Annotated in this window: 27 protein-coding genes; 14 read left to right on the plus strand and 13 right to left on the minus strand. The window is 61.5% G+C overall.

What is annotated here, in order from left to right; all coding sequences use genetic code 11:
• Nucleotides 1-45 precede the first annotated feature (45 nt).
• Nucleotides 46-1,143 (minus strand): TRAP transporter substrate-binding protein DctP, encoded by a 1,098-nt coding sequence (gene dctP / locus SM763_RS11265; RefSeq protein WP_065273001.1) that lies wholly within the window; start codon nucleotides 1,141-1,143, stop codon nucleotides 46-48.
• A 526-nt stretch (nucleotides 1,144-1,669) separates the two neighbouring features.
• Between dctP and SM763_RS11270 the strand changes: the two genes are divergently transcribed.
• Nucleotides 1,670-4,165 carry an ATP-binding protein gene (locus tag SM763_RS11270; RefSeq protein WP_342456195.1) on the plus strand — a complete coding sequence of 832 codons (2,496 nt, stop codon included), beginning with the start codon at nucleotides 1,670-1,672 and terminating at the stop codon, nucleotides 4,163-4,165.
• Between the two features lie 30 nt (nucleotides 4,166-4,195).
• On the opposite strand, the gene thiD is transcribed toward SM763_RS11270, so the two are convergent.
• The 7 genes from thiD to thiC are packed head-to-tail and all read right to left on the minus strand — an operon-like array spanning nucleotide 4,196 to nucleotide 10,279.
• Entirely contained in the window at nucleotides 4,196-4,987 is a 792-nt protein-coding gene (gene thiD / locus SM763_RS11275) for a bifunctional hydroxymethylpyrimidine kinase/phosphomethylpyrimidine kinase (protein WP_368998591.1), read from the minus strand.
• Entirely contained in the window at nucleotides 4,984-5,958 is a 975-nt protein-coding gene (locus SM763_RS11280; protein ID WP_368998592.1) for a ThiF family adenylyltransferase, read from the minus strand. The genes thiD and SM763_RS11280 overlap by 4 nt, the downstream gene beginning before the upstream one ends.
• Nucleotides 5,955-6,548: a thiamine phosphate synthase gene (locus tag SM763_RS11285; protein WP_368998593.1), complete on the minus strand. Its 594-nt coding sequence runs from the start codon at nucleotides 6,546-6,548 to the stop codon at nucleotides 5,955-5,957. The genes SM763_RS11280 and SM763_RS11285 overlap by 4 nt, the downstream gene beginning before the upstream one ends.
• The gene (locus SM763_RS11290) at nucleotides 6,548-7,315 is read right to left on the minus strand and encodes a thiazole synthase (RefSeq protein ID WP_368998594.1); all 768 of its coding nucleotides are present in this window, start codon (nucleotides 7,313-7,315) and stop codon (nucleotides 6,548-6,550) included. The genes SM763_RS11285 and SM763_RS11290 overlap by 1 nt, the downstream gene beginning before the upstream one ends.
• 3 nt (nucleotides 7,316-7,318) lie before the next feature.
• Nucleotides 7,319-7,516 carry a sulfur carrier protein ThiS gene (thiS, locus tag SM763_RS11295; protein ID WP_347509634.1) on the minus strand — a complete coding sequence of 66 codons (198 nt, stop codon included), beginning with the start codon at nucleotides 7,514-7,516 and terminating at the stop codon, nucleotides 7,319-7,321.
• Nucleotides 7,485-8,453 carry an FAD-dependent oxidoreductase gene (locus SM763_RS11300; RefSeq protein WP_368998595.1) on the minus strand — a complete coding sequence of 323 codons (969 nt, stop codon included), beginning with the start codon at nucleotides 8,451-8,453 and terminating at the stop codon, nucleotides 7,485-7,487. The genes thiS and SM763_RS11300 overlap by 32 nt, the downstream gene beginning before the upstream one ends.
• The gene (gene thiC / locus SM763_RS11305; RefSeq protein WP_368998596.1) at nucleotides 8,450-10,279 is read right to left on the minus strand and encodes a phosphomethylpyrimidine synthase ThiC; all 1,830 of its coding nucleotides are present in this window, start codon (nucleotides 10,277-10,279) and stop codon (nucleotides 8,450-8,452) included. Before thiC ends, SM763_RS11300 begins: the two co-directional genes overlap by 4 nt.
• Before the next feature lie 471 nt (nucleotides 10,280-10,750).
• On the opposite strand from thiC, the gene bioB reads away from it, so the two are divergent.
• From bioB to SM763_RS11360, 11 genes are all read left to right on the plus strand, one after another.
• On the plus strand, nucleotides 10,751-11,743 hold the full coding sequence (gene bioB / locus SM763_RS11310) for a biotin synthase BioB (RefSeq protein WP_368998597.1): 993 nt from the start codon (nucleotides 10,751-10,753) through the stop codon (nucleotides 11,741-11,743).
• Nucleotides 11,740-12,915 carry an 8-amino-7-oxononanoate synthase gene (locus tag SM763_RS11315; RefSeq protein ID WP_368998598.1) on the plus strand — a complete coding sequence of 392 codons (1,176 nt, stop codon included), beginning with the start codon at nucleotides 11,740-11,742 and terminating at the stop codon, nucleotides 12,913-12,915. Before bioB ends, SM763_RS11315 begins: the two co-directional genes overlap by 4 nt.
• Nucleotides 12,912-13,541, plus strand: coding sequence for a dethiobiotin synthase (gene bioD / locus SM763_RS11320; protein WP_368998599.1), 630 nt, complete (start codon nucleotides 12,912-12,914; stop codon nucleotides 13,539-13,541). Before SM763_RS11315 ends, bioD begins: the two co-directional genes overlap by 4 nt.
• A gap of 15 nt (nucleotides 13,542-13,556) precedes the next feature.
• The gene (gene bioA, locus SM763_RS11325; RefSeq protein ID WP_368998600.1) at nucleotides 13,557-14,852 is read left to right on the plus strand and encodes an adenosylmethionine--8-amino-7-oxononanoate transaminase; all 1,296 of its coding nucleotides are present in this window, start codon (nucleotides 13,557-13,559) and stop codon (nucleotides 14,850-14,852) included.
• A gap of 378 nt (nucleotides 14,853-15,230) precedes the next feature.
• The gene (locus SM763_RS11330; protein ID WP_368998601.1) at nucleotides 15,231-16,190 is read left to right on the plus strand and encodes an ABC transporter substrate-binding protein; all 960 of its coding nucleotides are present in this window, start codon (nucleotides 15,231-15,233) and stop codon (nucleotides 16,188-16,190) included.
• An 11-nt stretch (nucleotides 16,191-16,201) separates the two neighbouring features.
• Nucleotides 16,202-17,257, plus strand: coding sequence for a quaternary amine ABC transporter ATP-binding protein (locus SM763_RS11335; RefSeq protein ID WP_274830052.1), 1,056 nt, complete (start codon nucleotides 16,202-16,204; stop codon nucleotides 17,255-17,257).
• Complete coding sequence (locus SM763_RS11340; RefSeq protein WP_368998602.1) at nucleotides 17,254-19,290, plus strand: ABC transporter permease; 2,037 nt, start codon at nucleotides 17,254-17,256, stop codon at nucleotides 19,288-19,290. Before SM763_RS11335 ends, SM763_RS11340 begins: the two co-directional genes overlap by 4 nt.
• 121 nt (nucleotides 19,291-19,411) lie before the next feature.
• Nucleotides 19,412-19,933, plus strand: a complete 522-nt coding sequence (locus SM763_RS11345) for a DUF2478 domain-containing protein (RefSeq protein WP_274830050.1) — start codon at nucleotides 19,412-19,414, stop codon at nucleotides 19,931-19,933.
• 392 nt (nucleotides 19,934-20,325) lie between these two features.
• Complete coding sequence (locus SM763_RS11350; protein WP_368998603.1) at nucleotides 20,326-20,745, plus strand: hypothetical protein; 420 nt, start codon at nucleotides 20,326-20,328, stop codon at nucleotides 20,743-20,745.
• Entirely contained in the window at nucleotides 20,742-22,070 is a 1,329-nt protein-coding gene (locus tag SM763_RS11355) for a relaxase/mobilization nuclease domain-containing protein (protein WP_368998604.1), read from the plus strand. Before SM763_RS11350 ends, SM763_RS11355 begins: the two co-directional genes overlap by 4 nt.
• 20 nt (nucleotides 22,071-22,090) lie before the next feature.
• Nucleotides 22,091-22,309, plus strand: a complete 219-nt coding sequence (locus tag SM763_RS11360) for a hypothetical protein (protein WP_368998605.1) — start codon at nucleotides 22,091-22,093, stop codon at nucleotides 22,307-22,309.
• 32 nt (nucleotides 22,310-22,341) lie between these two features.
• Here SM763_RS11360 and SM763_RS11365 read toward each other — a convergent pair whose 3' ends face one another.
• On the minus strand, nucleotides 22,342-22,728 hold the full coding sequence (locus SM763_RS11365) for a phosphoglycerate kinase (RefSeq protein ID WP_368998606.1): 387 nt from the start codon (nucleotides 22,726-22,728) through the stop codon (nucleotides 22,342-22,344).
• Nucleotides 22,729-23,044: 316 nt separating this feature from the next.
• Between SM763_RS11365 and SM763_RS11370 the strand changes: the two genes are divergently transcribed.
• Nucleotides 23,045-23,221: a hypothetical protein gene (locus SM763_RS11370; protein ID WP_368998607.1), complete on the plus strand. Its 177-nt coding sequence runs from the start codon at nucleotides 23,045-23,047 to the stop codon at nucleotides 23,219-23,221.
• A 90-nt stretch (nucleotides 23,222-23,311) separates the two neighbouring features.
• Here SM763_RS11370 and SM763_RS11375 read toward each other — a convergent pair whose 3' ends face one another.
• Together SM763_RS11375 and SM763_RS11380 are read right to left on the minus strand one after the other, a co-directional pair.
• Nucleotides 23,312-23,743 carry a hypothetical protein gene (locus SM763_RS11375; RefSeq protein WP_368998608.1) on the minus strand — a complete coding sequence of 144 codons (432 nt, stop codon included), beginning with the start codon at nucleotides 23,741-23,743 and terminating at the stop codon, nucleotides 23,312-23,314.
• 14 nt (nucleotides 23,744-23,757) lie between these two features.
• The gene (locus SM763_RS11380; RefSeq protein ID WP_368998609.1) at nucleotides 23,758-23,994 is read right to left on the minus strand and encodes a hypothetical protein; all 237 of its coding nucleotides are present in this window, start codon (nucleotides 23,992-23,994) and stop codon (nucleotides 23,758-23,760) included.
• Nucleotides 23,995-24,524: 530 nt separating this feature from the next.
• Between SM763_RS11380 and SM763_RS11385 the strand changes: the two genes are divergently transcribed.
• Complete coding sequence (locus tag SM763_RS11385) at nucleotides 24,525-24,704, plus strand: hypothetical protein (protein ID WP_368998610.1); 180 nt, start codon at nucleotides 24,525-24,527, stop codon at nucleotides 24,702-24,704.
• A 33-nt stretch (nucleotides 24,705-24,737) separates the two neighbouring features.
• Here the strand turns inward: SM763_RS11385 and SM763_RS11390 are convergent, their stop codons facing one another.
• Together SM763_RS11390 and SM763_RS11395 are read right to left on the minus strand one after the other, a co-directional pair.
• Nucleotides 24,738-25,169, minus strand: coding sequence for a hypothetical protein (locus SM763_RS11390; RefSeq protein ID WP_368998611.1), 432 nt, complete (start codon nucleotides 25,167-25,169; stop codon nucleotides 24,738-24,740).
• Between the two features lie 135 nt (nucleotides 25,170-25,304).
• Nucleotides 25,305-26,213, minus strand: coding sequence for an ArdC family protein (locus SM763_RS11395; protein WP_368998612.1), 909 nt, complete (start codon nucleotides 26,211-26,213; stop codon nucleotides 25,305-25,307).
• Between the last annotated feature and the right edge of the window lie 284 nt (nucleotides 26,214-26,497).

Genomic DNA, 26,497 nt, shown 5'->3' on the forward strand with positions numbered 1-26,497 from the left:
ACGCGATGTGCGGGTCCGCATTGGTCAGCGTCGCCTGGGGTCTGATTACAGATCCAGCGACATGCCTTCGGTCAGTGCCGGGTCCACATATCCAAGCGAGCCGGACTGCATGTAGTCGAGGATGGTCTTGAAAATGCGGGCGCTGGATTTGTCGCGGTTGGCGTATTTGTACCAGACCGGGACGGCGACCTCGGTCATCAGCTCCACATCGTCCTGGCTGAGGCGGGTAACCTCGGTTCCGTCGGCCTCGAACTTTTTCCAGGCTTCCTGGTCGGCGGCCTGGATCGCGGCGTGGTGCATGTCGGAATAGACGTGGGTCTCCATTTCGACGAACTGTTGCATCTGCGGCGACAGCGCGTTCCAGCTCTCCATGCCCACGGTCAGATCCATGATGTCCACCGGCTGGTAGAGCGACATGAAGCCCGGAGGACCCATGACGATATAGTCGGTGACCTGGCTGAAGCCGAGCGAGTAGTTCACTGCGGGGCCCACATAGTCGGCCACGTCGATGGTGCCCTTTTCCAGCGCCGGGAAGATCTCCGAGCCTGGCAGAACCGTGGTTTCGGCGCCGATCTCGGTAAAGATCTCGGCGACCATGCCGCCGGGCAGGCGCATCTTGCGGCCGCGGAAATCGTCGATCGAGCGGATCGGCACCTTGGAGTGGATGATATTCGGGCCGTGGTGGATCGGGCCGACGAAATGCATGCCCTGCGCCTTGTAGAGCTCGCGCGCCATATCAAGGCCGCCAAGCCCATAGTAGAACACGTCATATTCATGCGGGTTGCGCAGCCCCAGCGGGAAGGACGACAGGAACACCGCCGCCGGGATGATGCCCTGGGCATAGATGGTAAAGGGGTTCACCGCGTCCAGAACCCCATTCTTCACCGCGTCATAGAGCTGAAAGTCCCCGACGACGTCATTGGCGCCAAAGGGTTGAAAGGCCAGCTCACCGCCGGTCTTTTCGACGATGCTACCGCACCAGTCCTTGAAGATCTGCAGACCTGCACCGCCCGGCCAGGATGTCTGCACCTTCCAGGTTTTTGTGTGACTCGCCGCCGTTGCGATATGGGGTGCGGCCAGTCCCGCTGCACCCAGACCGGCAAGACCTGTCAGCGCGCCGCGGCGCGTTACGATTTTTGACATGATTTTTTTCCTCCCTAAACCTGTCTTGCGACAGTTCCGAACCCGCTTCCTCCTGCAGGTTCTTGAATATGTTAGGCGGGGAAGTACAAATTTTCAAAATCATATATGTTGTTTTTCGCAAGGGGATGGATAACGCTCGGGTAAGGATTTGATTCAACTGCGGGAATACCGTTCCTTCCGGTACGCGACCGCGGACTGTATTTTTTGTCGGTGTTTCCCTTGGGTCACTTTGCACAGGTTTTATCGGCATGGGAGCGCGTGTTCAGCCATATTGTCCTTGCTCCCAGGGGGCGGCTGTGCTGTTGCGGCGGCCAGATGGCGTACCGCCAAAAGGAGAGCGGACGTCCGTTGGGTAGGGTGAAGGTGCAACGGGGATGTTTATATTTCTACCGTTAAGAGCTATTGAACCACTTAAGGCCATAAGGGGAATTGCCGGTTGTTTTGCGGCACCCATTGCAATTTTAAGAGGCTTTTGATGGTCGTGAGTTCCAATACACGTGCAGATTTGCGCCGTGTGGCCAGGGGAGTGTCTAATCGCTCTTACCTGTCGGTGCTTGTGACCATTGTGGTACTAGTGGGCGCCTCGATATTTGCCGAGCAGCAGAACTCCACCATCTACAGCCAGCGTCTGCGCGCGGATGTGCAAAGCGAGGTCGGGTTGATCCGATCCCGGCTTGAGGGCGCGCTCAATGCCGATATTCAGTTGGTGCAGGGCCTGGTTGCAGTGATGTCGACCGAGCCGGACATGACACAGCAGCGGTTTTCCGATCTGAGCGCGCAGATGATCGGGCGGGACGGGCAGATTACCCATCTTGCCGCGGCTCCGGATCTGGTGATCTCCCTCATTCACCCGCTGAAGGGCAACGAGGCGGCGCTGGGCCTTGATTACAACCAGCACAAGGCGCAGCGCGCGGCCGCTGAGCAGGCGCGCGATACTGGCAAAATCGTTCTGGCCGGACCGGTCAAATTGGTACAGGGCGGCGAGGCCTTCGTGGCGCGCTTCCCTATTTTCACCTCGCAGGACGGTCCCTTGCGCTTCTGGGGTATTTTGTCAGCAGTTATCAGTGCCGATGGGTTATACGAGACCGTTGGTCTAACCGACCCGGATCTTGGCCTCGATATCGCGATCCTTGGAAAAGACGGCAAGGGCGCGGCTGGCGGTCAGTTCTTTGGCTCCGAAGAGGTGATGGAAAACAACCCGGTGCGCACCGATGTGTCGCTGGCCGAAGGCAATTGGGTGCTGGCCGCCACGCCGAAGGGCGGTTGGGAGGTGATGCCGGACAACCTCTGGACCTTGCGGTTGCTGCTGCTCGCAGGCGGGCTGCTGGTCCTTGTGCCCACCGCGCTTGCCACCCGCATGGCCGATGCCCGCAGCCACGCGATCGAGAAACTCAAACGCCGCGAACGGGATCTGGAAACCCTTTCCCGGCGTCTGGAGATTGCCGTTGAGACCTCCAAGATCGGCATCTGGGAGCTGGACGCGGAGACCGGTGAACTGATCTGGGATCGGCGCATGTCCGACCTTTATGGGATCGAGGCGCTGAACGGGAAAATCAATTTCTCCGAGTGGAAGAAGTGCCTGCATCCGGACGATTGCCAGCAAGCCGTGGAAACCTTCTGGCGCGCTACGCACGATGGCAAGAATTACCTCTCGGAATACCGCATCTTGCTAGAGAACGGCGAGCAAAAGCATATCCGGGCGCTGGGCTGCGCCTTCTCCGATGCCTCTGGGCGACTGCGCATGATCGGGGTCGACTGGGATGTCTCTGGCGATGTGCACCTGCGCGAAGAGCTGATCCGTGCCAACCGGGCTCTGACCCAGCGCAACAGCGAGCTCCACGAGGCCAAGCTCAACGCCGAACAGGCGGACCGGGCGAAATCGGAATTCCTCGCCAATATGAGCCATGAAATCCGCACACCGATGAATGGCATCCTTGGCATGGCGGATCTTCTGGCCGAGGCGGAACTGCCAGATGAAGAGCAGCTTTATGTGGAAACCATCCGCGATTCCTCCAATGCTCTGCTGAAAATCATCAACGACATTCTTGATCTCTCGCGCCTTGAAGCCGGCAAGCTGGACATAACCCCGACGGATTTCGATCTGCGCAGCTGTATCGTGCAGGCAGTGAACCTTCTGCGGCCCAAAGCCAACGGCAAGGGGCTGACGGTTGAGGTTGAGATCGACGAAACCCTGCCGCAGCGCATGCGCGGTGACGATGGCCGCTTGCGCCAGATCCTGGTCAATCTTGTGGGCAACGCGGTCAAGTTCACGGCGCAGGGCGGGGTTGTCGTGCGTGTCACCAGTGATCCGGAGGCGCCCTACCGGCTCGTGGTTGAGGTCGAGGACACCGGGATCGGCATTTCCGAAAGCCAGGCCGAGCATATCTTTGACCGTTTTGCACAGGCGGACGCGGCCACCACCCGTGCCTTTGGGGGCACCGGCCTTGGCCTGACCATCTCCAGCATCCTGGCCGAGCGGATGGGCGGCACCATTTCGCTTCAGCCGAAACAAGCCGCCGGGCAGGGCTCCTGTTTCCGGCTCGAAGTCCAACTGGAGCCGGAACAAACCCCAGCGGCTCAGCAGAAAACGGAAACCGCTCCTGCGGTGGCAACCGAGGTTCTGACCGGCGCCCGGATCGTGCTGGCTGAGGACAACCGGACCAACCGGCTGCTGATCCAGAAATATTTCGCCGGGCTTCCTGTTGAGTGCGTCGAGGCCGAAAATGGCCGCAAAGCAGTTGATCTCTGCCGGGAGCAAATGCCGGATTTCGTGCTGATGGACATGTCCATGCCGGAACTGGACGGGGTCGAGGCGACAAGGGAAATCCGCGCTCTGGACGGCCCGCAACCGGTGATCGTGGCGCTGACTGCCAATGCCTTTGACAGCCACCGCACAGAATGTCTGGAGGCGGGAATGGATCATTTCCTGCAGAAACCGATCCGCAAGGCTGTCCTTCTCCAGACGTTGGCTACTTTGCAGATGGCCCGCATGCCGGAGGCCGAAGAAGTGCGGGTCGGATAGCGCCGGATCGGGCCGCCACTGCCCTTGGTCTTAATCGATTTGCTGCTGAACCAGCCATTCGGTCAACGCCGTCTTGGCCCGTGCGCAGGCTTCCTCCAGCGCGTGCCCCTGCGCCAGCTGGCAGGAGATGGCCGTAGCCAGCGCGCAGCCGGTGCCTCGGTGACCGTGGGGCAGGCGCGGGGCGTGATATGCATCGTGCTGCCCGGGCTGAAACAGATGGTCGGTGCTGATTGCTCCCTTCGCGTGGCCACCCTTAATTAGAACTGCGTTTGGCCCCGAAGTATGGGCGACCTGCACTGAGGATCCGGTTGGATCCGTTTTTCCATTCCAGCCCATCAGGATCTTCGCTTGTAGTTGCAGATCAGGCAGCGCCGCGCTCGCGGGCTGCCCGGACAGGGATGCGCTTTCCTGCAGGTTTGGGGTCAGCAGCGTCACCCGTCGGAGCAACGGCGTTAGGCTGATCAGGTCGCCGAGCGTCCCTCCGGAAGACGTCTTCAGTACCGGGTCCAGAACCACCGGCATCTCTGGCGGTAGCAACTCGGCGACCGCGCGGGCAGCTTCGGGTGTGCCCAGCATGCCGATCTTGATCGCCTGAACAGGCGCCTCACGCAGCGCAGCGGTGATTTGCGCTGCGATATCTTCGGGCGGTACGGGCCAGAGCGACGTGAGTGCGGTGCTGGTCTGGGCGGTGACGGCTGTGACCACCGGCGCCACGCTGCAGCCCAGCCGCTGCGCCATTGCCGTGTCCCGGGTGAGGCCCGCGCCGCCACTGGAATCCGTGCCTGCAATCACCAGAATGCGGGGAGTGCCCGGCTCGATCACGTGGCACCCGCTGCCAGCAGCGCCAGATTTTTGTAGCCGCGCTGTTGCAGGCAGCGGGCGGCGCTCCAGGCCCGCAACCCGCTGTGACAGCACAGGACGATCCGGCAGTCGTCTGGCAGGTCGGCACTCAGAATATTCTGTGGCAGCAGGCGCAGGGCCTGCGGTGTCACCGGCGCTGATGCCTCGGACGGATCGCGCAGCTCGACCACTTGATCCTCTGGCTGGATGTTGGCTGCGGCGATGAAGGGCAGGGCGATTTCCGGCTCTTCCGCTTCGTCAAAGCGGAAGCCGCCGGGGGTCAGTGTCGCCATGTCTAGCGTGATCAACTGCCCCAGTGGTGAGGGCGCATGTCCCAAGAGCGCCTTCAACGTCATCTGCGCCTGAAGTGCGCCAATGCTGCCCACCACCGGCCCCATGATCCCGGCGCTGGCGCAGGTGGCGCCGCTGGCCGGGGGATCGGGAAAGACCGCCCGCAGGGATGGCGCGTCGCCGCAAAAACCACCGACATAGCCAGATTGTCCCAGCGCCGAGGCGGAAATCAACGGCGTACTCTGCGCCTTGCAGCAATCGGACAGGATATAGGAGGCGGCGACACTGTCGGCGGCATCTACCACCAGATCGGCCTGTGCCACGGCGGCAGGCGCATTGAGCGGGTCGAGTGCGTGTGCCTCTGCCAGTAGTCGCAAGTCAGGATACGCCTGCAGCAGGCGACTGCGGGCCGCGTCGACTTTTGGTATTCCGATATCATCCATATCAAACAGCGGTTGGCGGTGCAGGTTACTTTCCTCCACCACATCGGGGTCCATCAGGGTGATTTCGCCCACACCAGCCCCGGCCAGATAGCTCAGCACCGGGCAGCCAAGCCCCCCGGCGCCCACCACCAGCACATGCGCCGCCGAAAGCCGCGCCTGTCCCTCGGCGCCGACCTCGGGCAGGGCGATCTGGCGGGCATATCTTGCGGTCTGGCTCATGATGCGCAGGCCCTGATCCATTCCCGGGTGCGGGCTTCGGGGTCGGGGGCCTGTTGGATATCGGTGACCACGGCGGCGCTGTCGGCCCCCGCGGCAAAGACACCCGGCAGACGCTCGGGCGTCAGCCCGCCGATGGCCACCAGCGGAGTATCACCGGCAAGGCACTTCCAGCGGGTCACCCGCTCCAATCCCTGCGGGTCCCATTTCATCTGTTTCAAGAGGGTCGGGTAGACCGGCCCCAGCGCCACATAGGCCGGATCATGGGATAGGGCGCGATCCAGCTCTGCCTCGTCATGGGTTGAAAGCCCATAGTGCACGCCCGCGCGGCGCAGGGCGGCAAAATCGGCCGCCTCCATGTCCTCTTGTCCGAGGTGCACAAAGGAGCAGTTGAGATCCAGCGCCGCCTGCCAGTAATCGTTGACCACCAGCTGCGCGCCATGCACGGCGCAGATGTCGCGGGCGCGGGCGATCTGGCGGCGCACTTCTGCATCCGTCTGGTCCTTTATGCGTAGCTGCACCAGTTTCACCCCGTGGGGCACTAGTAGCTCTAGTCGGCCGACGTGGCCGACAATCAGGTAAAAACGTTCCATCACATCAACTCTGCAAGACCAAGGACCGGCGTCGAAGGCACCGCCATGTCCCGCGGCTCCATTGGCTGGGCTTCGAACCCCGCGCGCCCGGCCCGAATGGCCAGATCCATTGCGCGGGCCATAGCCACAGGGTCGCCCGCCTTGGCAACCGCGGTGTTCAAGAGGACCGCATCCATGCCCAGTTCCATGGCTTCCGCCGCATCCGATGGCCGCCCGATCCCGGCATCAACGATCAGCGGCACCTCCGGGAAATGCGCCCTCATGGCACGCAGCCCGTCTGGATTGCGCAGCCCCTGACCAGAACCGATCGGCGCCCCCCAGGGCATCAGCACCTCACAGCCCGCCTCGACAAGCCGTTCGGCGACAACCAGATCCTCGGTTGTGTAGGGGAAGACCTGAAAGCCATCCTCGGACAGGATCCGCGCGGCCTCGACCAGGGCAAAGATATCCGGTTGCAGCGTATCGCCATGGCCGATCACCTCCAGCTTGATCCAGGGGGTGCCAAAGATTTCCCGCGCCATCTGCGCAGTGGTCACGGCGTCCTGCACGCTGTGGCAGCCCGCGGTGTTGGGCAGAATGCGCGCGCCGGTCTGGCGCAGCATGTCCCAGAACCCTGCGCCCGATCCCGCCGCGGTTTCACGGCGTAGGGAGACGGTCAGAACCTCGCTGCCACTGGCCTGCACTGCGTCGGTCAGGACCTGCGGCGAGGGGTATTGCGCGGTGCCCAGCAAGAGCCGCGAGGATAGGTCGACATCATATAGCCGCATCGCTCAGCCCCCCTGCATCGGGGCGAGGACTTCCAGCCGGTCGCCCGCTGTTAGCCTGGTGTCATCGCGTTTGGCGCGCGAGATAAATTGCCCGTTGAGCGCGGTAGCAATCGCCGGACTGGTAAAGCCCAGCTCCTCCAGCGCGGCAGCGAGGGTGGTGGCGCGGATGTCACGCGGATCTGCGTTCACGATGATCTGCATCACTAGTCTCCGGAATCAGAATGTCTGCGGCGCGCGCGGCCATGGCGGGCGCCAGAAGAAAGCCGTGTCGGTACAGGCCGTTGAGGTACAGGGTGCCGTCCTGCCACATCAGATCCGGCAGGTTGTCGGCAAAGGCTGGGCGCAGTCCTGCGCCGATCTCCACCACCGCCGCTTCGGCCAAGCCGGGGTGCAGCGCATAGGCCGCATTCATCAGCTCGCTGAGGGCGCGCAGGGTAGGGGGGCCGCTGGCGCTGCTTTCGATCATGGTGGCACCCAGCATGAAATGGTGATCGGCGCGCGGCACCAGGTAGATGGGGCTGCGCGGGTGCAAAAGCCGCAGGGTGCGGCTGATCTCCACCCCGGGCGCGTGCAGGATCGCCATCTCGCCGCGCACCGGACGCAGGCCCGGCAGGGGCGCGGCAATCCCGGTGCAATCCAGCGTGACCCGCGACGGCGCCGGTGTGCCGCGGTGCAGGGTCACGCCTATCTCCTGCACCCGGGCTGCCAGATCCCGGATCGCGCGGCGCGGGTCCAGATGGCCCTCTTCCGTGAAATGCAGCCCGGCGCGGAACCGGCCTGCCAGTTCCGGCTCCAACGCGGCGATCTGCGTCTCATCGACCGCCACATGGGCGCGGGTGCGCCGGGCAAAACGGGTCAGCTCGGCCCGGTCGCGGGCGGGGGCCAGCACCAGCGTGCCGCGCCGGACCACCTGGGTGATCTGGGTCCACCAGTCGAGGGCGCGGCTGCCGAGGGTGATCACTTCCTCTTCGGCGCTTTCGCCCTCGCACCAGGGCGCCAGCATGCCGCCGGCATAGCGGGAGGCGCTTTTGTCACCGATGTGGGCGCTGCGTTCATAAAGCGTCACCTCGGCCCCGCGCCGGGCCAGCTCATGCGCGGCGGCGAGCCCGGCAAGGCCCGCGCCTGCGATGGTGATCATGCCCCCGGGTCCTCCGCATCCACGCTGTCTTGCACCGGCACGTATAGGTCGCCGCCTTCGCGGAACTTGGCGGCCATCGCCTCCATGCCTTCCTTCTGCGCCTCGGCACGGATGTCGTGACTGATCCGCATGGAGCAGAACTTCGGCCCGCACATGGAGCAGAAATGCGCCACCTTGTGCGCCTGTTTCGGCAGGGTGGCGTCATGGAAATCCCGCGCTGTTTCCGGGTCGAGCGAGAGGTTGAACTGATCCTCCCAGCGGAATTCGAACCGGGCGCGGGACAGAGCATCATCGCGCCGCTGGGCGCCGGGAAGGCCCTTTGCCAGATCGGCGGCGTGGGCGGCGATCTTGTAGGTGATCACTCCGGCCTTCACGTCATCGCGGTCCGGCAGGCCCAGGTGTTCCTTGGGTGTCACATAGCAGAGCATGGCGCAGCCGAACCAGCCGATCATCGCGGCGCCAATGCCAGAGGTGATGTGGTCATAGCCCGGTGCGATATCTGTGGTGAGCGGGCCAAGCGTGTAAAACGGCGCCTCGTGGCAGCACTCCAGCTGCTTGTCCATGTTCTCCTTGATCTTGTGCATGGCCACATGGCCCGGCCCCTCGATCATCACCTGGCAATCCTTGGCCCAGGCGATTTTGGTCAGCTCGCCCAGGGTTTCCAGCTCGGCAAATTGCGCCTCGTCATTGGCATCGGCAATCGATCCGGGGCGCAGCCCGTCGCCCAGGGAGAAGGAGACGTCATACCGGCGGCAGATGTCGCAGATCTCCTCAAAATGCTCAAAAAGGAAGCTTTCCTTGTGATGATGCAGGCACCATTTCGCCATGATCGAGCCGCCGCGCGACACGATCCCGGTCACGCGGTTGACGGTCATCGGCACCATGTGCAGACGCACGCCTGCGTGGATGGTGAAGTAATCGACGCCCTGTTCGGCCTGTTCGATCAGCGTGTCACGGAACACTTCCCAGGTCAGGTCCTCGGCAATGCCGTTCACCTTTTCCAGTGCCTGATAGATCGGCACGGTGCCGATGGGCACGGGGGAGTTGCGGATGATCCATTCGCGGGTGTTGTGGATGTTGCGCCCGGTCGACAGATCCATCACCGTATCGGCGCCCCAGCGGATCGCCCAAACCAGCTTGTCCACTTCCTCCTCCATCGAGGAGGTCACCGCCGAGGTGCCCATATTTGCGTTGATCTTCACCTTGAAATTGCGGCCGATGATCATCGGCTCCAGCTCCGGGTGGTTGATGTTGGCGGGGATGATCGCACGACCTTCGGCGACCTCCTGACGGACGAACGCGGGCGTTACGTAATCGGGAATATTGGCGCCGAAATCGTTGCCATCGCGGTGACAGGGCGAGGTCTCGCGCAACTGGTTCTCGCGGATGGCGATATATTCCATCTCGGGCGTGATGATCCCGGCGCGGGCATAGGCCAGCTGCGTCACCGCCCTGTCGCCCGTGGCGCGCAGCGGGGCCGGGCGCTGGGGGAATTCCGGTGTCAGCCGGTCGCCTTCGACAAATCCGTTGTCCTCGGGCTTTACATCGCGGCCCTGGTATTCCTCCACATCGGCGCGCGTTAGGATCCAGTCCCGGCGCAGGGCGGGCAGGCCTTGGCGGATGTCGGTGGTGTGATCGGGATCGGTATAGGGGCCGGAGCTGTCGTAGACCGGTAGCGGCGCCTCGCCCGCGGTGGGGTGGGTTACGATTTCGCGCATTGGCACGCGGATCTCAGGGCGGATGTCGCCGGAGACGTAGATCTTGCGCGATGCGGGCAGCGGGCCGGTGGTCACGCTGGGCGCGATCGTGGAATTCTGATGGGTCATGCGGTGCTCCTCGAAGCCAAAACTCGGAAAAGACACCAGATGAGGTTTGGACGGGGAAACGCGGAACGGTCGTACCTACCGTTCGGTTCGGGCAGCGCGGAATTGGACCTGTACGGGGCCGCAATGACGCGCATCCTAGCTTCCTACGCCAGTGTCAACTGGGTCAGGTTCTAAGGGTCGCGTCACCGGCCGGGAGTGTTCCCGTCCTGTCAGCCTCTCAGTCCCCGTGGCGGGACTCCCCTGCGTGCTTTCACACCTAGGGGAGGCGCCCCCGCGCCGTCAAGAGGGTTTCTGTGATCAGGGTTTTGTTGTGGGAGGTGACTGGTAAATACTGGAAATAAAATAAAAAAATTAAACTTTGAGCGGCACGCACACGGTGCTTGCGTTCGTATCTCAAAATTATCTATAAAAACTGAGGTCCGGGAGATTTCTCCTGAGAAAAAATCTATAATGCAAATTGGGAGACCCCGAATGCTCGATGCTGCGCCGATCAGAACCGACTGGACACGTGCCGAGGCTGAGAAAATCTATAATCAGCCCTTCATGGATTTGTTGTTTCAGGCGCAGTCCGTGCACCGGCAGGCATTTGACCCCAATCAAGTGCAGAAATCCAAGCTGCTGAGCATCAAGACGGGCGGCTGCCCCGAGGATTGCGCCTATTGCAGCCAATCCGCGCGCAATGGTGCAAAACTCTCTGCAAGCAAGCTCATCGAGGTGGAGCGGGTGATCGCCGAGGCGAAAAAGGCCCGCGATGCAGGCGCCACGCGCTATTGCATGGGAGCGGCCTGGCGCAGCCCGAAAGAGCGTGACATGGCGGCGCTGGAGGCGATGATCCACGGGGTCCGGGAACTGGGGATGGAGACCTGCATGACCCTGGGCATGCTGGAGGAGGATCAGGTGTTCCGCCTGCGCGATGCGGGGCTGGATTACTACAACCACAATATCGACACCTCGGAGCGTTACTATTCCGAGATCATCACCACCCGCACATTCGCCGACCGGATCGAGACCCTGAATCGGGTGCGCGAGGCGGGGATCAAGGTCTGCGCGGGCGGCATCGTCGGCATGGGCGAAGAGCAGATGGACCGGATCGACATGCTGCTGGCGCTGGCAACGCTGGATGAACACCCGGATTCGGTGCCGGTGAACATGCTGATCCCGATTGCCGACACGCCACTGGCAGACGTCCAGAAAATCGACCCGATCGAATTCGTGCGCACCATCGGGCTCGCGCGGATCCTGATGCCGAACAGCCATGTGCGCCTGTCGGCCGGCCGCACCGACATGAGCGATGAGCTGCAGGCGATGTGTTTCTTTGCCGGGGCCAATTCGATCTTTGTCGGGGAAACGCTGCTGACAGCGGACAACCCCGAGGAAGACAAGGACCAGCAGCTGTTCGAACGGCTGGGTCTGGTGGCCATGGCTGCCCATTGCGAAGGCCGGATTGGCGAGGTGGGCGAATGAATATCGCCGCAGTCGGCCCCACCGCTGATCCCGCCACGGCTCTGTTTCCGCGTCAACAGGCGCTGCTCACATCTCTTGCGGATCAGGACCGTTATCGCCGCCTGATCCCGCGGGCCGGGCATGATTTTTCATCGAATGATTATCTGGGGCTTGCGGCCAGCGATGAAATGCGCGCCGCCGCGATGGCGGCGTTGCAGCGGGGTGTGCCCGTCGGCGCCGGTGGTTCGCGCCTGCTGCGAGGCAATGACAGCGAACACCAGCAGCTTGAGGAAGAGGCGGCGGCCTTTTGCGGCAGCGAGGCAGCGCTCTTCATGGGCGGCGGTTTCAACGCCAATGTGGCGATCTTCGCCACCCTGCCTCAGCGCGGCGATCTGGTTCTGTATGACGATCTGATTCACGCCAGCGTCCGTGAAGGGATGCGGCTGGGCCGGGCCGAAACGCAAAACTTTGCCCATAACGATGTGGCTGATGCGGCGCGGGTGATCTCTGACTGGCGCGCGGCGGGCGGCACCGGGCAGGTCTGGATCGCGGTCGAGGCGGTCTATTCCATGGATGGCGATCTGGCGCCACTGACCGAGCTGATGGCGCTGGCCGATGCGTCCGGCGGGGTGCTGGTGGTGGACGAGGCCCATGCCACCGGCCTGTTCGGACCGCAGGGGCGGGGGCTGGCGCATGACATCGCGCATCGGCCCAACGTCATCAGTCTGCACACCTGCGGCAAGGCGCTGGGCGCCTCGGGCGCGCTGATCTGCGCGCCGAAGGTGCTGATCGACATGCTGATCAACAAGGGGCGGATTTTCATCTTTGCCACCGCGCCATCACCGCTCAATGCCGCGCTGGTGCGGGCATCGCTGGCCTTTCTGCAGCAGGATACGTCGCGCATCGACCGTGCCTGGGATGTGATTGATCATGCCCATGCCGAGGCTGCGCGCCTGTGCGGTCTGACCGGCTTTGCCTGTCAGATCCTACCAGTGATCACAGGCGGGGACGGGCGCACGATGCAGCTGGCCTCGGATCTGCAGGCGCTTGGTTATGACATTCGCGGCATTCGCCCGCCCACGGTGCCTGCGGGCACCTCGCGGCTGCGGGTGTCCATTACGCTCAACACCTCAAAATCGGTGGTGACGGAAATGTTCACCGATCTGGCACAGGTGCTGGAGCGGCGCCCATGAGCCGCACATTGGTTGTCACGGGGACCGACACCGGCATCGGCAAATCGGTGATATCGGCGGCGCTGATGCAGGCGCTTGGCGCCAGTTACTGGAAGCCAGTTCAGTCCGGCCTTGAGGAGGAAACCGACAGCGCGTTCGTAGCGCGCATGACCGGGCGCCAGGTTCTGCCCGAAGCATACCGGCTGCAGCTGCCTGCTTCGCCGCATCTGTCGGCCGAGGCTGAGGGGGGCGAGATCTCGCTGGCGGAGTTGGCCTTGCCCGAAGGCGCGGGCACCCTGGTCGTCGAGGGCGCCGGCGGCGTCATGGTGCCGCTGAACCGGCGTGAGCTGTTTCTCGATCTCTTTGCCCATTGGCGTGCGCCTGTAGTGCTTTGCGCGGCGACACGGCTCGGCACGATCAACCATTCGCTGCTCTCGCTGATGGCGCTCAAGGATCTGGGATGCCCTGTCGTCGGCGTGCTGTTCAGTGGCGATCCCGAACCCGAGGTGGAGGACACCATCTGCCAGTTCGGGCAGGTGCCGCATCTGGGACGGCTGCCGCATCTGGATCCGCTGACCCCGGTGACGCTGGCCGAGGCCTGCGCCGCGCATGTCGACCTTGCCACCATCCGCATGGCGCTGACCTGAAGGAAGGACATCCCGATGACCCCGCCGATGACCCCGCTGGAGTTTGACCACAAACACCTCTGGCACCCCTATACCAATGTCACCAAACCCGGCCGGACCTTTCTGGTAAAGGAAGCGGAAGGCGTCCATATCACGCTGGAGGACGGTACCCGTCTGATCGACGCCATGTCCTCGTGGTGGTGCATGATGCACGGGCACCGTCATCCGGTGATCACGGCGGCCATGAAGGCACAGATCGACACCCTGCCACATGTGATGTTCGGTGGGTTGACCCACGATCCGGCGGTGGAGCTGGGACGGCGGCTGCTGGAGATCACGCCGGACAGCCTGCAGCGAATCTTCTACTGCGACAGCGGCTCGGTCTCGGTCGAGGTGGCGATGAAGATGGCGGTGCAATACCAGCACGCCATGGGGCAACCGGGGCGCAGCGAATTTGCCACCGTGCGCTCGGGCTATCACGGGGACACCTGGAAGGCGATGAGCGTCTGCGATCCCGACACCGGCATGCATCACCTGTTTCAGGGCGCGCTCAGCGTTCAGCATTTCGTCTCCCGCCCGCCGGTGGCGATGGGGCAGGAGTGGTGCGAGGACCCCGAGCAAAACGGCCTCGGCGAATTGCGCCGGGTGCTGGAGGCCGGGCAGGACCGCATCGCTGGGTTTATTCTGGAGCCGGTGGTGCAGGGTACGGGGGGCATGTATTTCTACCACCCCGAGTACCTCAATCAGGCGCGGGCGCTCTGCGATGAATTCGGCGTCCTGTTGATCTTTGATGAGATCGCCACTGGCTTTGCCCGCACCGGACAGATGTTCGCCACCGATTTTTGTTCGGTTGAGCCGGATATCCTGTGCCTCGGTAAGGGGCTGACCGGGGGGCATATTTCCTTTGCGGTGACGTTGACCAATGACCGGGTGGCGGAAGGCATCGGGGGCGGCAATCCCGGTATCTTCATGCATGGACCGACCTATATGGCCAATCCGCTGGCCTGCGCTGCTGCCTGCGCGGCGATCGATGTGCTGACCGGGCAGGATTGGCGGGGGCGCATTGCAGATATCGCGGCGCAGATGCAGGCAGAGCTGGCCCCGGCGCGCGACCTGCCAGGGGTGCGGGATGTGCGGGTGCTGGGGGCGATTGGCGTGATCGAGATGGATCATCCGGTATCCGCCGATGACGCCCATGCGCTGGCGCCGGACACCGGCGTATTCGTGCGTCCCTTTGGACATAACATCTATACAATGCCGCCCTTTATCAGCACGCCAGAACAGCTGAGCGCGGTGACTGCAGCGATGCTGCGGCTTGCGCGGGTGCTGTAACAACCTGAAACTAGAAAGGGGCGACTGATCATCTGTGCCGCCCCTGATTCTTTCTGAGGCGTGCATCGCCAGGCGGAGGTACGGGGTATCCGGTCTCAAAATTGAATTTCCATCTAAGAATTTAAATGGAAAATCAAGAAAATGCGTCGGTAGCGCCGTGAATGCTCGACAAATGGTCGTATTAAAGGCAAAACCTTGTCCTGTAGGCGGTCACACTGGATCATCAATACGCTGAGATGAACGGCTTGGACCGGCGGTGGCGAAACGGCAGATGGCGGCCGATGGGCTGCGCAGTCCGCGACACCAGACGACCACAATCACATAAGGGCGCGGGACTTCGGGTCCGTCTGATGCGCCCACAGAACGGGGATGACATCCATGAAATCAACTTCTTTTGCACTGGCGCTGGGCGCTTCTGCCATGCTTTCCGGTGCCGCGGCAGCGGCTGATCTGGGTGCGGTGGACACGCCGATCAAACTGGCAGTCAACGAATGGACTGGCCAGCACGTCACCACTCATATCGCTGGTGAGATGCTGAAGGCTGCGGGCTACAAGGTCGAATATGTCTCGGCCGGCATGATGAACCAGTTCCAGGCGATCGCGGATGGTGACATCCACGCGACGCTGGAAATCTGGTCCTCCAACGTATCGGACGAATACGCCAAGAAGGTCGCCGAAGGCACCGTCGAGGAACTGGGTGATCTGGAACTCGACGCCAAGGAAGGCATTGCTTACCCCGCCCACGTGGCTGAGCTGTGCCCGGGTCTGCCCGCATGGGAGGCGCTGAAGGCCTGCGCGCCGCAGTTCGCCACCGCCGAAACCCTGCCGCAGGGCCGTCTGGTGGATTACCCGGCCGACTGGGGCACCCCCGGCGCCGACCGGATGGCCGGTCTTGATCTGCCCTTCAAGGCGGTTCCGGCAGGTTCCGAGGCCGCGCTGATCGTCGAGCTGCGCGCCGCGACCGAGCGCAAGACGCCGCTGCTGATTACCTTCTGGCAGCCGCATTGGGCGATGTCGGCCTATGACGTGAAATTCGTCGACCTGCCCGCAGGCGAAGAGGCCTGCTTTACCGATCCGGCATGGGGGCCGAACCCCAACGCGGTCAACGACTGTGATTTCGCGGCATCGCGTATCTTCAAGGCGGGCTGGTCCGGTTTGGCCGAAACCTGGCCCGCAGCGCATGAGATCCTGTCGTCCTACACGCTGGCCGTTGAAGACCAGCAGCCGATGATGGGCGCCATCGACGTTGATGGTGGCAGCGTCGAGGAAGTGGTTGCCGACTGGATGGCCGCCAATGAGGACAAGTGGCGCCCGGTCGTGGACGCCGCGCTGAAGTGAGCCAAAGCGCCGTGAGTGACACGTCGACACCGGCCATCACCTGCCAGAATGTCTGGCAGGTGTTCGGCGCCCATGCGGACAGTGCTCTGAAACAGGCGCTGTCCGAAACTCAATCTGCCGAAGAGGCTGCCGCGGCGCTGCGCGCCAAGGGGCTGACGCCCGCGGTGCAGGACGCCACATTCGAGGTGAAAGAGGGCGAATTGTTCGTCATCATGGGGCTCAGCGGGTCGGGAAAATCGACGCTGATCCGCTGTATCTCGCAGCTCTTGCCGGGCACCGGCGGCGACATCCTGATCGACGGCGAAAACATCCGCACCGCCAGCCCGAAGCGGCTGATCGAGTTGCGCCGCAACAAGCTGGGCATGGTGTTTCAGCACTTCGGCCTGTTCCCGCATATGAGCGTGGCCGAAAACGTCGCCTATCCGCTGCGGGTGCAGGGGATGCGCAAGAAGGACCGTCTGGCCAAGGCGCAGCAGGTGATCGAACTGGTCGGCCTTGGCGGGCGCGAAAAGAATTTCCCACGTGAACTGTCCGGCGGGCAGCGCCAGCGAGTCGGCATCGCGCGCTCCCTCGTGGCGGATTGCTCCGTCTGGTTCCTGGATGAGCCGTTTTCGGCGCTGGATCCGCTGATCCGACGTCAGTTGCAGGATGAATTCCTCGACATTCAGGCCAAGCTGAAAACCACCATCGTCTTTATCACCCATGATATCAATGAGGCGCTGAAGCTGGCCGACCGCATCGCCATCATGCGCGATGGCAAGATCGTGCAGATCGGCACGCCTTCGGACATCGTGCTGAACCCGGTGGATGATTACGTGCGTGAATTCTCCAAGGATGTCGCGAAGGGGCAGCACGCTCATGTGGCTTCGGTCATGCAAACTGGCGGGGATCTGTCCCATGGCCCCGACGATCCGGGTTTGCGCCGCGACATGACGCTGGATGCGGCGCTGGCGCGCTGCATGGAGCTGTATGAACCCGTGCCAGTGCGTGACGAAAATGGCGCGCTGCTGGGCGTGGTGAATCCGGCAGATCTGGCGGCGGCCCTGCAGGTGGATCCGGCGGCATGATGATGCTCAGCAAAGGCAGCCGCGCCGCGCTGGTCGCGCTGGTGGTGGGTATTCTGTGTCTGGCGCTGGAAGGCGTCGCGCCTTGGCTTGTTTCATTCCCCAAAGGCTGGGTCCTGCCCGCGACCGATTGGGTCGGCAGCGGGATCGAGAGCTTTCTGGCCCTGATCAAACCGGCAGCCCGAATGTTTTCTGCTCTGATGGCCTATCCGATGGAGGCCGCAGGCTGGATCTTGAGTGAAACGCCCTGGCCATTGCTGATCGCGGCCACGGTGGCGCTGGGCTGGCGCCTCGGGGGGCTGGCGATGGCGCAGATGGCTGCGGTGGGGCTGGGTGCGGTGCTCGCCTCGGGTTACTGGCCCGAAAGCATGAACACGCTGGCGCTGGTCTCGGTCTCGGTGCCGCTCGCGCTGGTGGTTGGTGGTGCCATTGGCGTGCTGGCCAATGAATACCCCCGAGTGCGGGCGCCGGTTCAGGCGCTCCTGGACGTGATGCAGACGGTGCCGACCTTTGCCTATCTGACGCCCTTGCTGGTGCTCTTCGGTTTTGGTCCGGTGGTGGGGCTGATCGCCTCGGCCATCTATGCGGCGCCGCCGATGGCCCGCAACGTGATGCTGGGGCTGGAGCGGATCGAACCGGAAATCAAGGAAGCCGCCGTGATGGCTGGTGGCACCCGCATGCAGCAGCTGTTTCAGGTGGAAATCCCCGCCGCGGCCACGCAGATCATGGTGGGCGTCAACCAATGCCTGATGGCGGCCCTGTCGATGGTGATCATCGCTGCCGTCATCGGGGGGTTTGACGACATCGGCTGGGAAGTGCTGCTGACCATGCGCAAGGCACAGTTCGGTGCCAGCCTGCTGGCCGGTTTTGTGATCGTGATCTTTGCCATCCTGATCGACCGGATGAGCGGCACGCTCGCCGATGAAAGGCGCCGCAGCTATGACGGGCGCGTGTCGCTGGCGATCCTTGTGCTCGGCGCAATCGTCAGTTTGGCCTTTTACGGCCAGCTGCAGCATCCGGGCGACTATGCGCTGTTCGACAGTACGGCGGATCGTGTCGACGCGGGCCTGTCGGCCTTTACCAGCGCCAATGCCGAGCTGCTGACCAGCGTCAAGAACGGCGTGATGTTCTATGTGCTGCTGCCGCTCAGGATCGGGCTTGACCAGGCGGTGCTGCCTTTCACCTGGGGCTTTGTCTGGACCACGGGGATGAGCCTTGCGCTCTTTGCTGCAGGCGCCGTTGCAGGATTGTACTGTGCCTATCGCGGCAAGCTGACGCTGGGTGTGGTGATCCTGATCGCCACGGGCATGCTGGAAACGGGAATTTCGCAGCTTCCCTGGCCCTTTGTGCTGGTCGGGGTAGGGGCTTTGTCCTTTGTTGCAGGCGGCGTGCGTCTGGCGGCGCTGTCTGTGGTTCTGCTGATAACGATCCTGTTGTCTGGCCTGTGGGAACGGGCACTTCTGTCCCTGTACCTGTCGGGGGCTTCGGTCTTTGCCTGCGCGGTCCTGGGCGGCGCCATCGGGCTTGCCTCGGCGGTCTCACCTATGGTCTGGCGCGTAGTGCGTCCCATTTGTGACATGCTGCAGACGATCCCGCTGTTTGTCTTCCTGATCCCAGTGCTGATGGTGTTCCAGATTGGCGAGTTCTCGGCCTTCCTCGCCATCATGGCCTATGCCATCGTTCCGATGATCCGCTATACCCGTCATGGTCTGACCGAGACACCCGCCGAGATGATCGAGGCCGCGACCGCTTCGGGCGCGACCCGCTGGCAGATGATGCGCGATGTGCGGGCACCCTACGCGGCGCCGACCATCCTTCTGGGGCTCAATCAGACCATCCTTTATGCCTTTGCCATGCTGGTGATCGCAGCGCTGATCGGCACCACCGGTCTGGGCCAGTCGATCTACCTCGCGCTAGGGCAGGCGGATGTGGGGCTGGGCATCTCTGCAGGCGCGGCGATGGCGATTCTGGCGCTGATTGCTGACCGGATCGTGCAAGGCTTTGCCGAGGAACGCCGCCACGCGCTGGGTCTCTAAGTCACCTTTTCTTGCCGCGCTGCCCCTCTGGTGGCGCGGCAAATGCCCCTCTGGCCCACTCCCTGAAACCGCGCTAGGATCTTTTTCGCTGAACAGAACCACAACCAAGTGAGGTCTCCCGATGAGCCTGGCCTATGTCATGACCACTGAACGCGGCGCCACCGACCGGCTGCTGACCGCGCTGGCCGAGCGTTTGCAGACGCGCGGGCTGCGTCTGGCGGGAATCGTCCAGACCAATACCGAATGCTATGATGACAAGCTCTGCGACATGGATGTGCGGGTGCTGCCGGGGGATGAGGTGATCCGCATTTCCCAGTCTCTGGGGCCAGAGGCCCGCGGCTGCCGCTTGAACCCCGGTGCGCTGGAGCAGGCGGTAGGGCAGGTCACCGAGAGCCTTGCTCAGACGCCCGCACCGCAGGTGCTTCTGGTCAACAAGTTCGGCAAGCACGAGGCCGATGGCCGCGGCATGCGCCCCGTCATTGGCGAGGCGCTCGCCATGGGTATCCCGGTCGTATCTGGCGTCAACCGGATGAATGTGGAGGCTTTCAAGGATTTCTCTGGCGGTATGGCAGAGGCGGCTGAGGCCGATCTTGATGCGCTGGAGGCCTGGGTGATGCAGGCGGTCAAAACCCCGGCAGAGTGACGCCTCAGGGCGCGGTCTCCGCTGCCGGATATCAGTGATTTTTGAAGATTGACCCGGTCCTGTACCGGGTCTTTTTGCATCCTGCCGGGGGCGGGGCCTTTAGGGGAATCTGACCCGAAGCCGATGCCCGTTATGGGGGTAGGGGAAGGGGAATATGAGGCTGGAAACGGGGCAAAACCGGCTGCCAGAGCTGAAGCGATGGGGAGTGCTGTATTGGGAGACCTCGACCCGATACGGGCGGATGCCACCATCATTCCCGATGAAAATATCAATCATTTCAAGGAGGAAGATGGTGGACCCAACTGGAGCGGAATCGAACCGCTTGTTTGAGGTCTTCCAAGAATGGGAACACCATCTCGCACCGTATGATCTGAGCGATCTGAGGTGCGGCGATGAGCACCTTAGATAGACGTTTCAATAAGTTAGCCAAGGATCAGCGGCCCAAGTATCCGCCGCCGTTCTCGCTGCGCTTCACCTTCGATGAGCGTGCCAAGCTGGATATGTTGCGGGGCAGCATGCCGCTTGGGCGGTATATCCGTGAGCAACTGCTCGGGGATGATGCTGCGCCGCGCAAAAAGCGCGGACGCTATCCCGTTAAGGATCAGGAAGCCCTCGGGCGCGTTCTCGGCGCGCTCGGAGCCTCACGCTTGTCGCAAAATCTCAACCAGCTTGCCCGCGCCTCGAACAGCGGATCGCTCCCTGTATCGCATGAGGTCGAAGAAGAACTTCGCCAAGCCTGCGCCGATGTGAAGGCGATGCGGGAAGAGCTACTGCGTGCGCTCGGGAGCTTGAGTGATGGAGGTGAGCCATGATCTTGAAAGGCTCACAACGCGGAAACGCCGCCAAGCTGGCCCGTCACCTCATGAATTTTCAGGACAACGAGCATGTCGAGTTGCATGAACTTCGGGGCTTCGTTTCCGATGAACAACTCCTAGACGCCCTGCTGGAAGCGCAGGCCGTCGCCAAGGGGACACGATGCCAGCAACATCTATTCTCGCTGAGCCTGAATCCGCCGGAAGGTGAGCGCGTCGATGTCGCCACGTTCGAAGCTGCCATCGAACTGGCAGAACAAAGGCTCGGGCTTGATGGTCACGCCCGCGCGATTGTCTTCCATGAGAAGGAAGGCAGGCGTCACGCGCATGCGGTTTGGTCAAGGATCGATGTCGAAACCATGACGGCGAAGAACCTGCCGTTCTTCAAGCGCCGCCTTATGGAGGTCTCGAAGGAACTCTACCTCCAGAATGGCTGGGACATGCCGAAGGGTATTGTCGATCAGGCCGTGCGCAACCCGCTCAACTTTACCCGCGCCGAGTGGCAACAAGCCAAACGCGCTATGGCCGATCCAAGGCTGGTGAAGGCTGCGTTCAAGCAAGCCTGGGAGTCCTCCGACAATGCCGACACTCTGAAAGCCGCTCTCGAAGAGAAAGGCTATTTCCTCGCGCGCGGTGATCGTCGCGGCGTTGTCGCCGTCGATTATCAAGGCGAGATTTACGCGCTCGCCCGCTGGTCAGGCGTGAAGACGAAGGATGTCAAAGCCCGTATCCATGACGCAGACAATCTGCCGTCCGTACAGGAGCGCCGCGAAGAAATCGCGAAGCGTGTGAGCGGTCAACTCGTCAAATACGTCCTTGAAATCAACAGAACCTATTCCGAGAAGCACCCGACAATCGAGTTCAAGCGCACCCAAGCGGTGGAGCGTCACCGCGAAGAACGCAAGTTGCTCGATGAGATGCAGCGTATCCGTTGGGACAAGGAAACAGCAGCCAGAGCCGCCCGTCTGCCGAAAGGCGTCAGTGGACTATGGAGCCGCATCACGGGGAAATACTCGAAGATAAGAACGCAGAACGAGCTTGAGACGTGGCAGTCCTACATGCGCGATCAGGCCGAACGTGACGATCTGGTTGCCCGCCAGCTTGACGAGCGCCAGCAGCTCCAGCGCGCCATCAAGCAAATGCGCGAGAAGCGCAGCCAAGACATCGCCGATCTGCATGGCGAGATGAGCGCCTATCTCTCGATGCAGCGCGGCCATGCTGCAACAGCCAAAGTCAAATCAGACCACGCTATGCAGCAAGAGACAAAGATCAAGGACAAAGCCCGTGGCCGCCCGCGCGACCAAGGGCCGGATTTTAACCTCTAGGATTTTGAAAGGAGAAAGCTATGCGACACATATTGATGCTCAATTTAGATGAAGCGCATGCAGTCCAGCTCGATGAACTCCGCCAGCATTTCCATCTGGCGGCGGATGATATGGTGCGCCTCGCCATTCGGCTGACCCATGCGCGTCACAAGCAAAAGCCCGATGTGCTGGTGCCGGAATTCAAGCCGTGCGCGAAGCGCGACGACTGGCTCGATGACGAAGATCATAGACCAGAATAACGCCGCCCTGAATGGGCGGCGCTAATGGAGGCCTACCACCACGAGTCATAGTAGACAGTGAAGCCTTCCTTGATGGCATCACGGGCTTTCGTGATGAAGGACAGATCGTCTTCGGACTCCGATCCATCGGATGCGCCGAAGAAGAAGCCTTGTGTGGGAGGCAGATTGCCTGCCTTGATGTCGGCTTCCAAGCGGTCGAGATCGTCTTCGTTCAGTGCCAGCGCGACACAGTTGAAGCTCTGTGCCTCGCCGCCCTTGTCGAAGTATAGCGCCTCCATCCAGCCGTGCAGGTTGGGATGCTTGCGCCAGTAGTGAATCTCGCGGCCTTCTTGAGGCTTGAAATCGACCTCTTTGTCGAAGCGTTCGCTTGAAATCATCGCATACATATCTAGTCCCATAGCTTTTTCCTTTCGTTTCATGGGTTTCGTCCTGATGGACGCTCCCGAAACGGCAGGGGCGAAAACGCAGGCGCTCATGGGCAACACGGGGCAACGCCTGGTGCGGGCAGCCCATTGATCGGCAAGTCGGCCATGCCAGGGTTAGCGGCAAATCTGCTGGAAGGACGAAGCCGAAGCGAAAGGCAAGAAAGCTTGGGATGCTGGCGTCTGCGATGTGCCATAGGCGATGGCTGCGGGGGCGATGTACCCAAGAATGATGTGGATGGGGCGGCGACAGGGCTACGCCTTAGCGCGGTCACAGTGCTACGATGGCATCCAAGAGCAGGAAGGACGATGCATGACGAACAATATGTCTGGGCACTACGATTGGCATCACAAGATATTGGAAGAAGAATTCGGGACGATTATTGAATGTCTCGGTGAAAAAGGTGCGTCTGTCATCGATATCACGTCAACCCACAAAGGCGTGCGGATTTGCGAGTTGTGCGATGGCTATTACGGCACAACGCTTTAAAAAGACCAACTTGACCATTTCATTGCCGAGTAGCAGGCCCTCTCCGACAACCTCGCAAAGTTGGAGCCTTCGGACGAAGGCTCCTGACTTTCAAAGAAGATCGAACATATCGGCCTGCTCGGGCGCGGCCTTTTCTTCGGATGGAAGAAAGATGCTGGCAGGGCCGATCAGAACGCAATCCAGCTTGCCCCATTTCACGCTCATGCCGTGATAGAAGCCTTCTGGCCGTCCACGGGCAGCAGCGCTGAGGCGAGCATTTTCGTGGTAGGTGATCGTCGCACCGTCATAGAACTTGCGTTCTATGATGCGGTAGGCTTGCACGGCGCGGTGGTTACCTATGGACGCGCCGCCGACCGAAACCCAAAGGGCATTTTGCCATTTGAAGGGTAAGCGGACGCGGCCCTCGGCGATCTTGTCGGCGCTGTAGGAGGCGCTGATATCACCTTCCCCGATCTGGCGGTCTCGCGTGTGGCACCATCTGCCGGACGCAAGACGTGCAGGATCAACGAAGAATTCCTGCAATTTGACGGGGGCGCTCATGAGCGCCCCGCGTCGTTTGCGGCGTCGGGTGCATCTTCCAGCGGCAGGCGCAGGACGATGCGACCATTGATCGGACAGGTCTCAAGCTGGAGCGTGTAGCCCCGCTCATCCTTGTGCTTCCATGCGGCGCCGACTTTGTTCCAATAGGCTTTGTCGCCTTTTTGGGTGACGTGCCACGCCAGATAGTCGGGCGCATTCAGGGGCAGGTTTTGGTTGTTTTTTTCGCGTGCCATGATGTTTCTCCTTTGTTCGTCGTTGGCTTGCTAACGCCCTCCCGACAGGCCGGAGCAAAGGATCGGCCTTCATGTTCAACACGGGTTCTTGGCGCGGGCAGGACATTGAAGGGCGAGCCGCTTCGGCCAGGGATTAAGGGCACTTCGGGTGCAAGCCACCGACGAGCAAAGGAACTCAAAGCAGTACGGAAAACGAAAAGAGCGGCCAGCCTGACGCCTATGCGCTGACGGGCGCGAGGCACGCCTGTCCACCAGTCGATGATTGCGCCTTTGGAACGCGCCGCCGCTCTTGGACGCACGGGGCGGGGCAAGCGCCGTTGTCAGAGCTCGTTCGATAGTCCGATCCATCCACCCAGCACTGCGAAGATCACCGCATCAAACGGATAGCGAAGCGTCATCTGCGCATCCGCCTGTTTGCAGGATCAAGTTCAACTCCCGAACCATCAGGCCTTCCATAGGCCGATGATGGTTGTGCGGGGCCGAAAGGCCCTGAGTGGTTCGGGGCCTCCTTGAAGCAAAAGGAGGATGAGATGACACTCGTCTCACGTTTTGAAGCGGCATCCCGCAGCACGGCAGAATTGCATGGCCTGTTGGCCGAGGCGTTCAACGCCTTTGCCGCCGCCCCGCGCGGATCGCAAGAGCGCCGCGACGCGCTCCAATCGATGTGCAACATCGAAAACGAGTTGGCGACACGCGCACCAGGTCTCTAACCGACCAGCGGTCAGCCGTCAGGCTGGCCGCATTTATAGTTTTGGAACGGAATATATGATTCCGGCATGGATAATTTCTCCATCGGCATCAAAAGAACATACGGCGTCCAGCCTTGCGCCTGGCCCAGGATCGAAGTTCTCTTCAATATCTCGACGTTCTTCTTCCGTAGGAGCTTTGCAGTATGACCAAGAATCTTTGAACCACCCCGGCACCTCTGCTGCCACAAATCCAATGTATTTTCGCTCTTGATTGGGCTCGATTGAGTATCTTTCGTCCTCCATGTCCACCACGATTCCCCTTAACCCATTCGAGAACACTAGTGGGAATTCATTTTCCGATAGTTCGGGCAAGGTGTGGTATCCAAGGCGGAAATAGTTATACGCTTCCCACACGGCAAACAGTGAAATTGCGACAAGGAAGATAATCCATCCCCACCTGCGTTTCTTGCTTTTCTTGTAATTCATTTCTTTGGCTCAAAAATTTAAAAAGAAACCAATATATACAAACGGATAGTCGGCAATCAAACAAAAAATACCACGGAATAGATGCGGCTGGCCATAAGGCCAGCCGCGAAATTTTTCTGCCTGTGGAGTCGCCGCTTAAGCGGCGACTCCTTCGGCTTGTTCTTCCTCGATCAGCGGTTGTAGTCCGTGAAGGAAGTCTGCGGCTCGCTGCGCATGGGCAGCGGCGGCAAAGATCGCGCGCTTGTCTTCCTTCAGGACCTTGAGCCAGCTTTGGATATACGCGGCATGATCCATGCCAGGCTCGGGCGTCAGCTCCAGATCGGCGCAGAGAAACGCCGCGCCAAGCTCGGCGACTAGCTCCTCGCGGGCGTAGCCTTCATCACCCCAGCGCTTGCGGCCAAAGTCACGGTCAAGGCGGCTCTTGTGCTTCGTCCAGTGGGTCAGCTCATGGGCAAGCGTGGCGTAGTAGCTTTCAGGGCTGCGGAAGGTTTCGAATGCTGGCATCTGCACATGATCGCTGCCGTTCGCATAGTGGGCGCTGTTGCCGCCATGGCGGATGTCTGCGCCAGTGTGCCCGAAAAATTCGTCGGCGTGCTCGATCCGCAAGGCGGGATCAATCACGGGCTCGGGCTTCGCATAATAGTGCTCGGGCAAGCCTTCGATCTGCTCGACGTTGAACACGCTGTAGCCTTTCATGAAAGGGATTTTGCGCACTTCCGCGCTGCCATCGTCCTGCTCTTCGGTCTTCGTGATGGTGTTGGCGTAGACCACCAGATTGCCGCGCTCGCCTTTCTTGACGTATGCGCCAAGCTCCTTGGCCTGCTTAAAGGTCATCCAGTACGGGGAGAGATAACCCGCCTCAACGCTCGCTCCCCACAGCATCAGCACGTTGATTCCGTTGTAGGGCATGCCGTTATGCCGTAGCGGCTTGGTAATCTTGCCTTCAAGGTTGCCAGCGTTCCACGGCTTGAGCCAAGACAGCTCGCCTTTCTCTAGATCGGCAATGATCTTGTCTGTTACTTTCTGATACACATCTGTTTTCATGTCCTTTTTCCTCCTTTGGATAGTCGGTTGCGCATGCAACCGGACTAGGCCCGCGCCAATGAGCGGGGGGAGGCCGTCAAGATCGAAAGGATCGGAAGGTGGTGCGGGCGCAGTGCCAACGAGCCACGGCTCCGATGCTTTCTCCCGCAGCCTTGGCAAGGGAGTAAGCGCCGTCTCAACCCCACATTGCTGCTAATGGCTTCGGCTGCGATGTGATCTCCATCTCATGATGGGGAGTGCGTTTCGCAATGTGCGCTACAAATTCGTTTCTCAAATCTCTGGGC

Origin of the sequence: Pseudophaeobacter sp. C1-32P7 (genome assembly GCF_041008775.1) — a bacterium.
Classification (GTDB): domain Bacteria; phylum Pseudomonadota; class Alphaproteobacteria; order Rhodobacterales; family Rhodobacteraceae; genus Phycobacter; species Phycobacter gallaeciensis_A.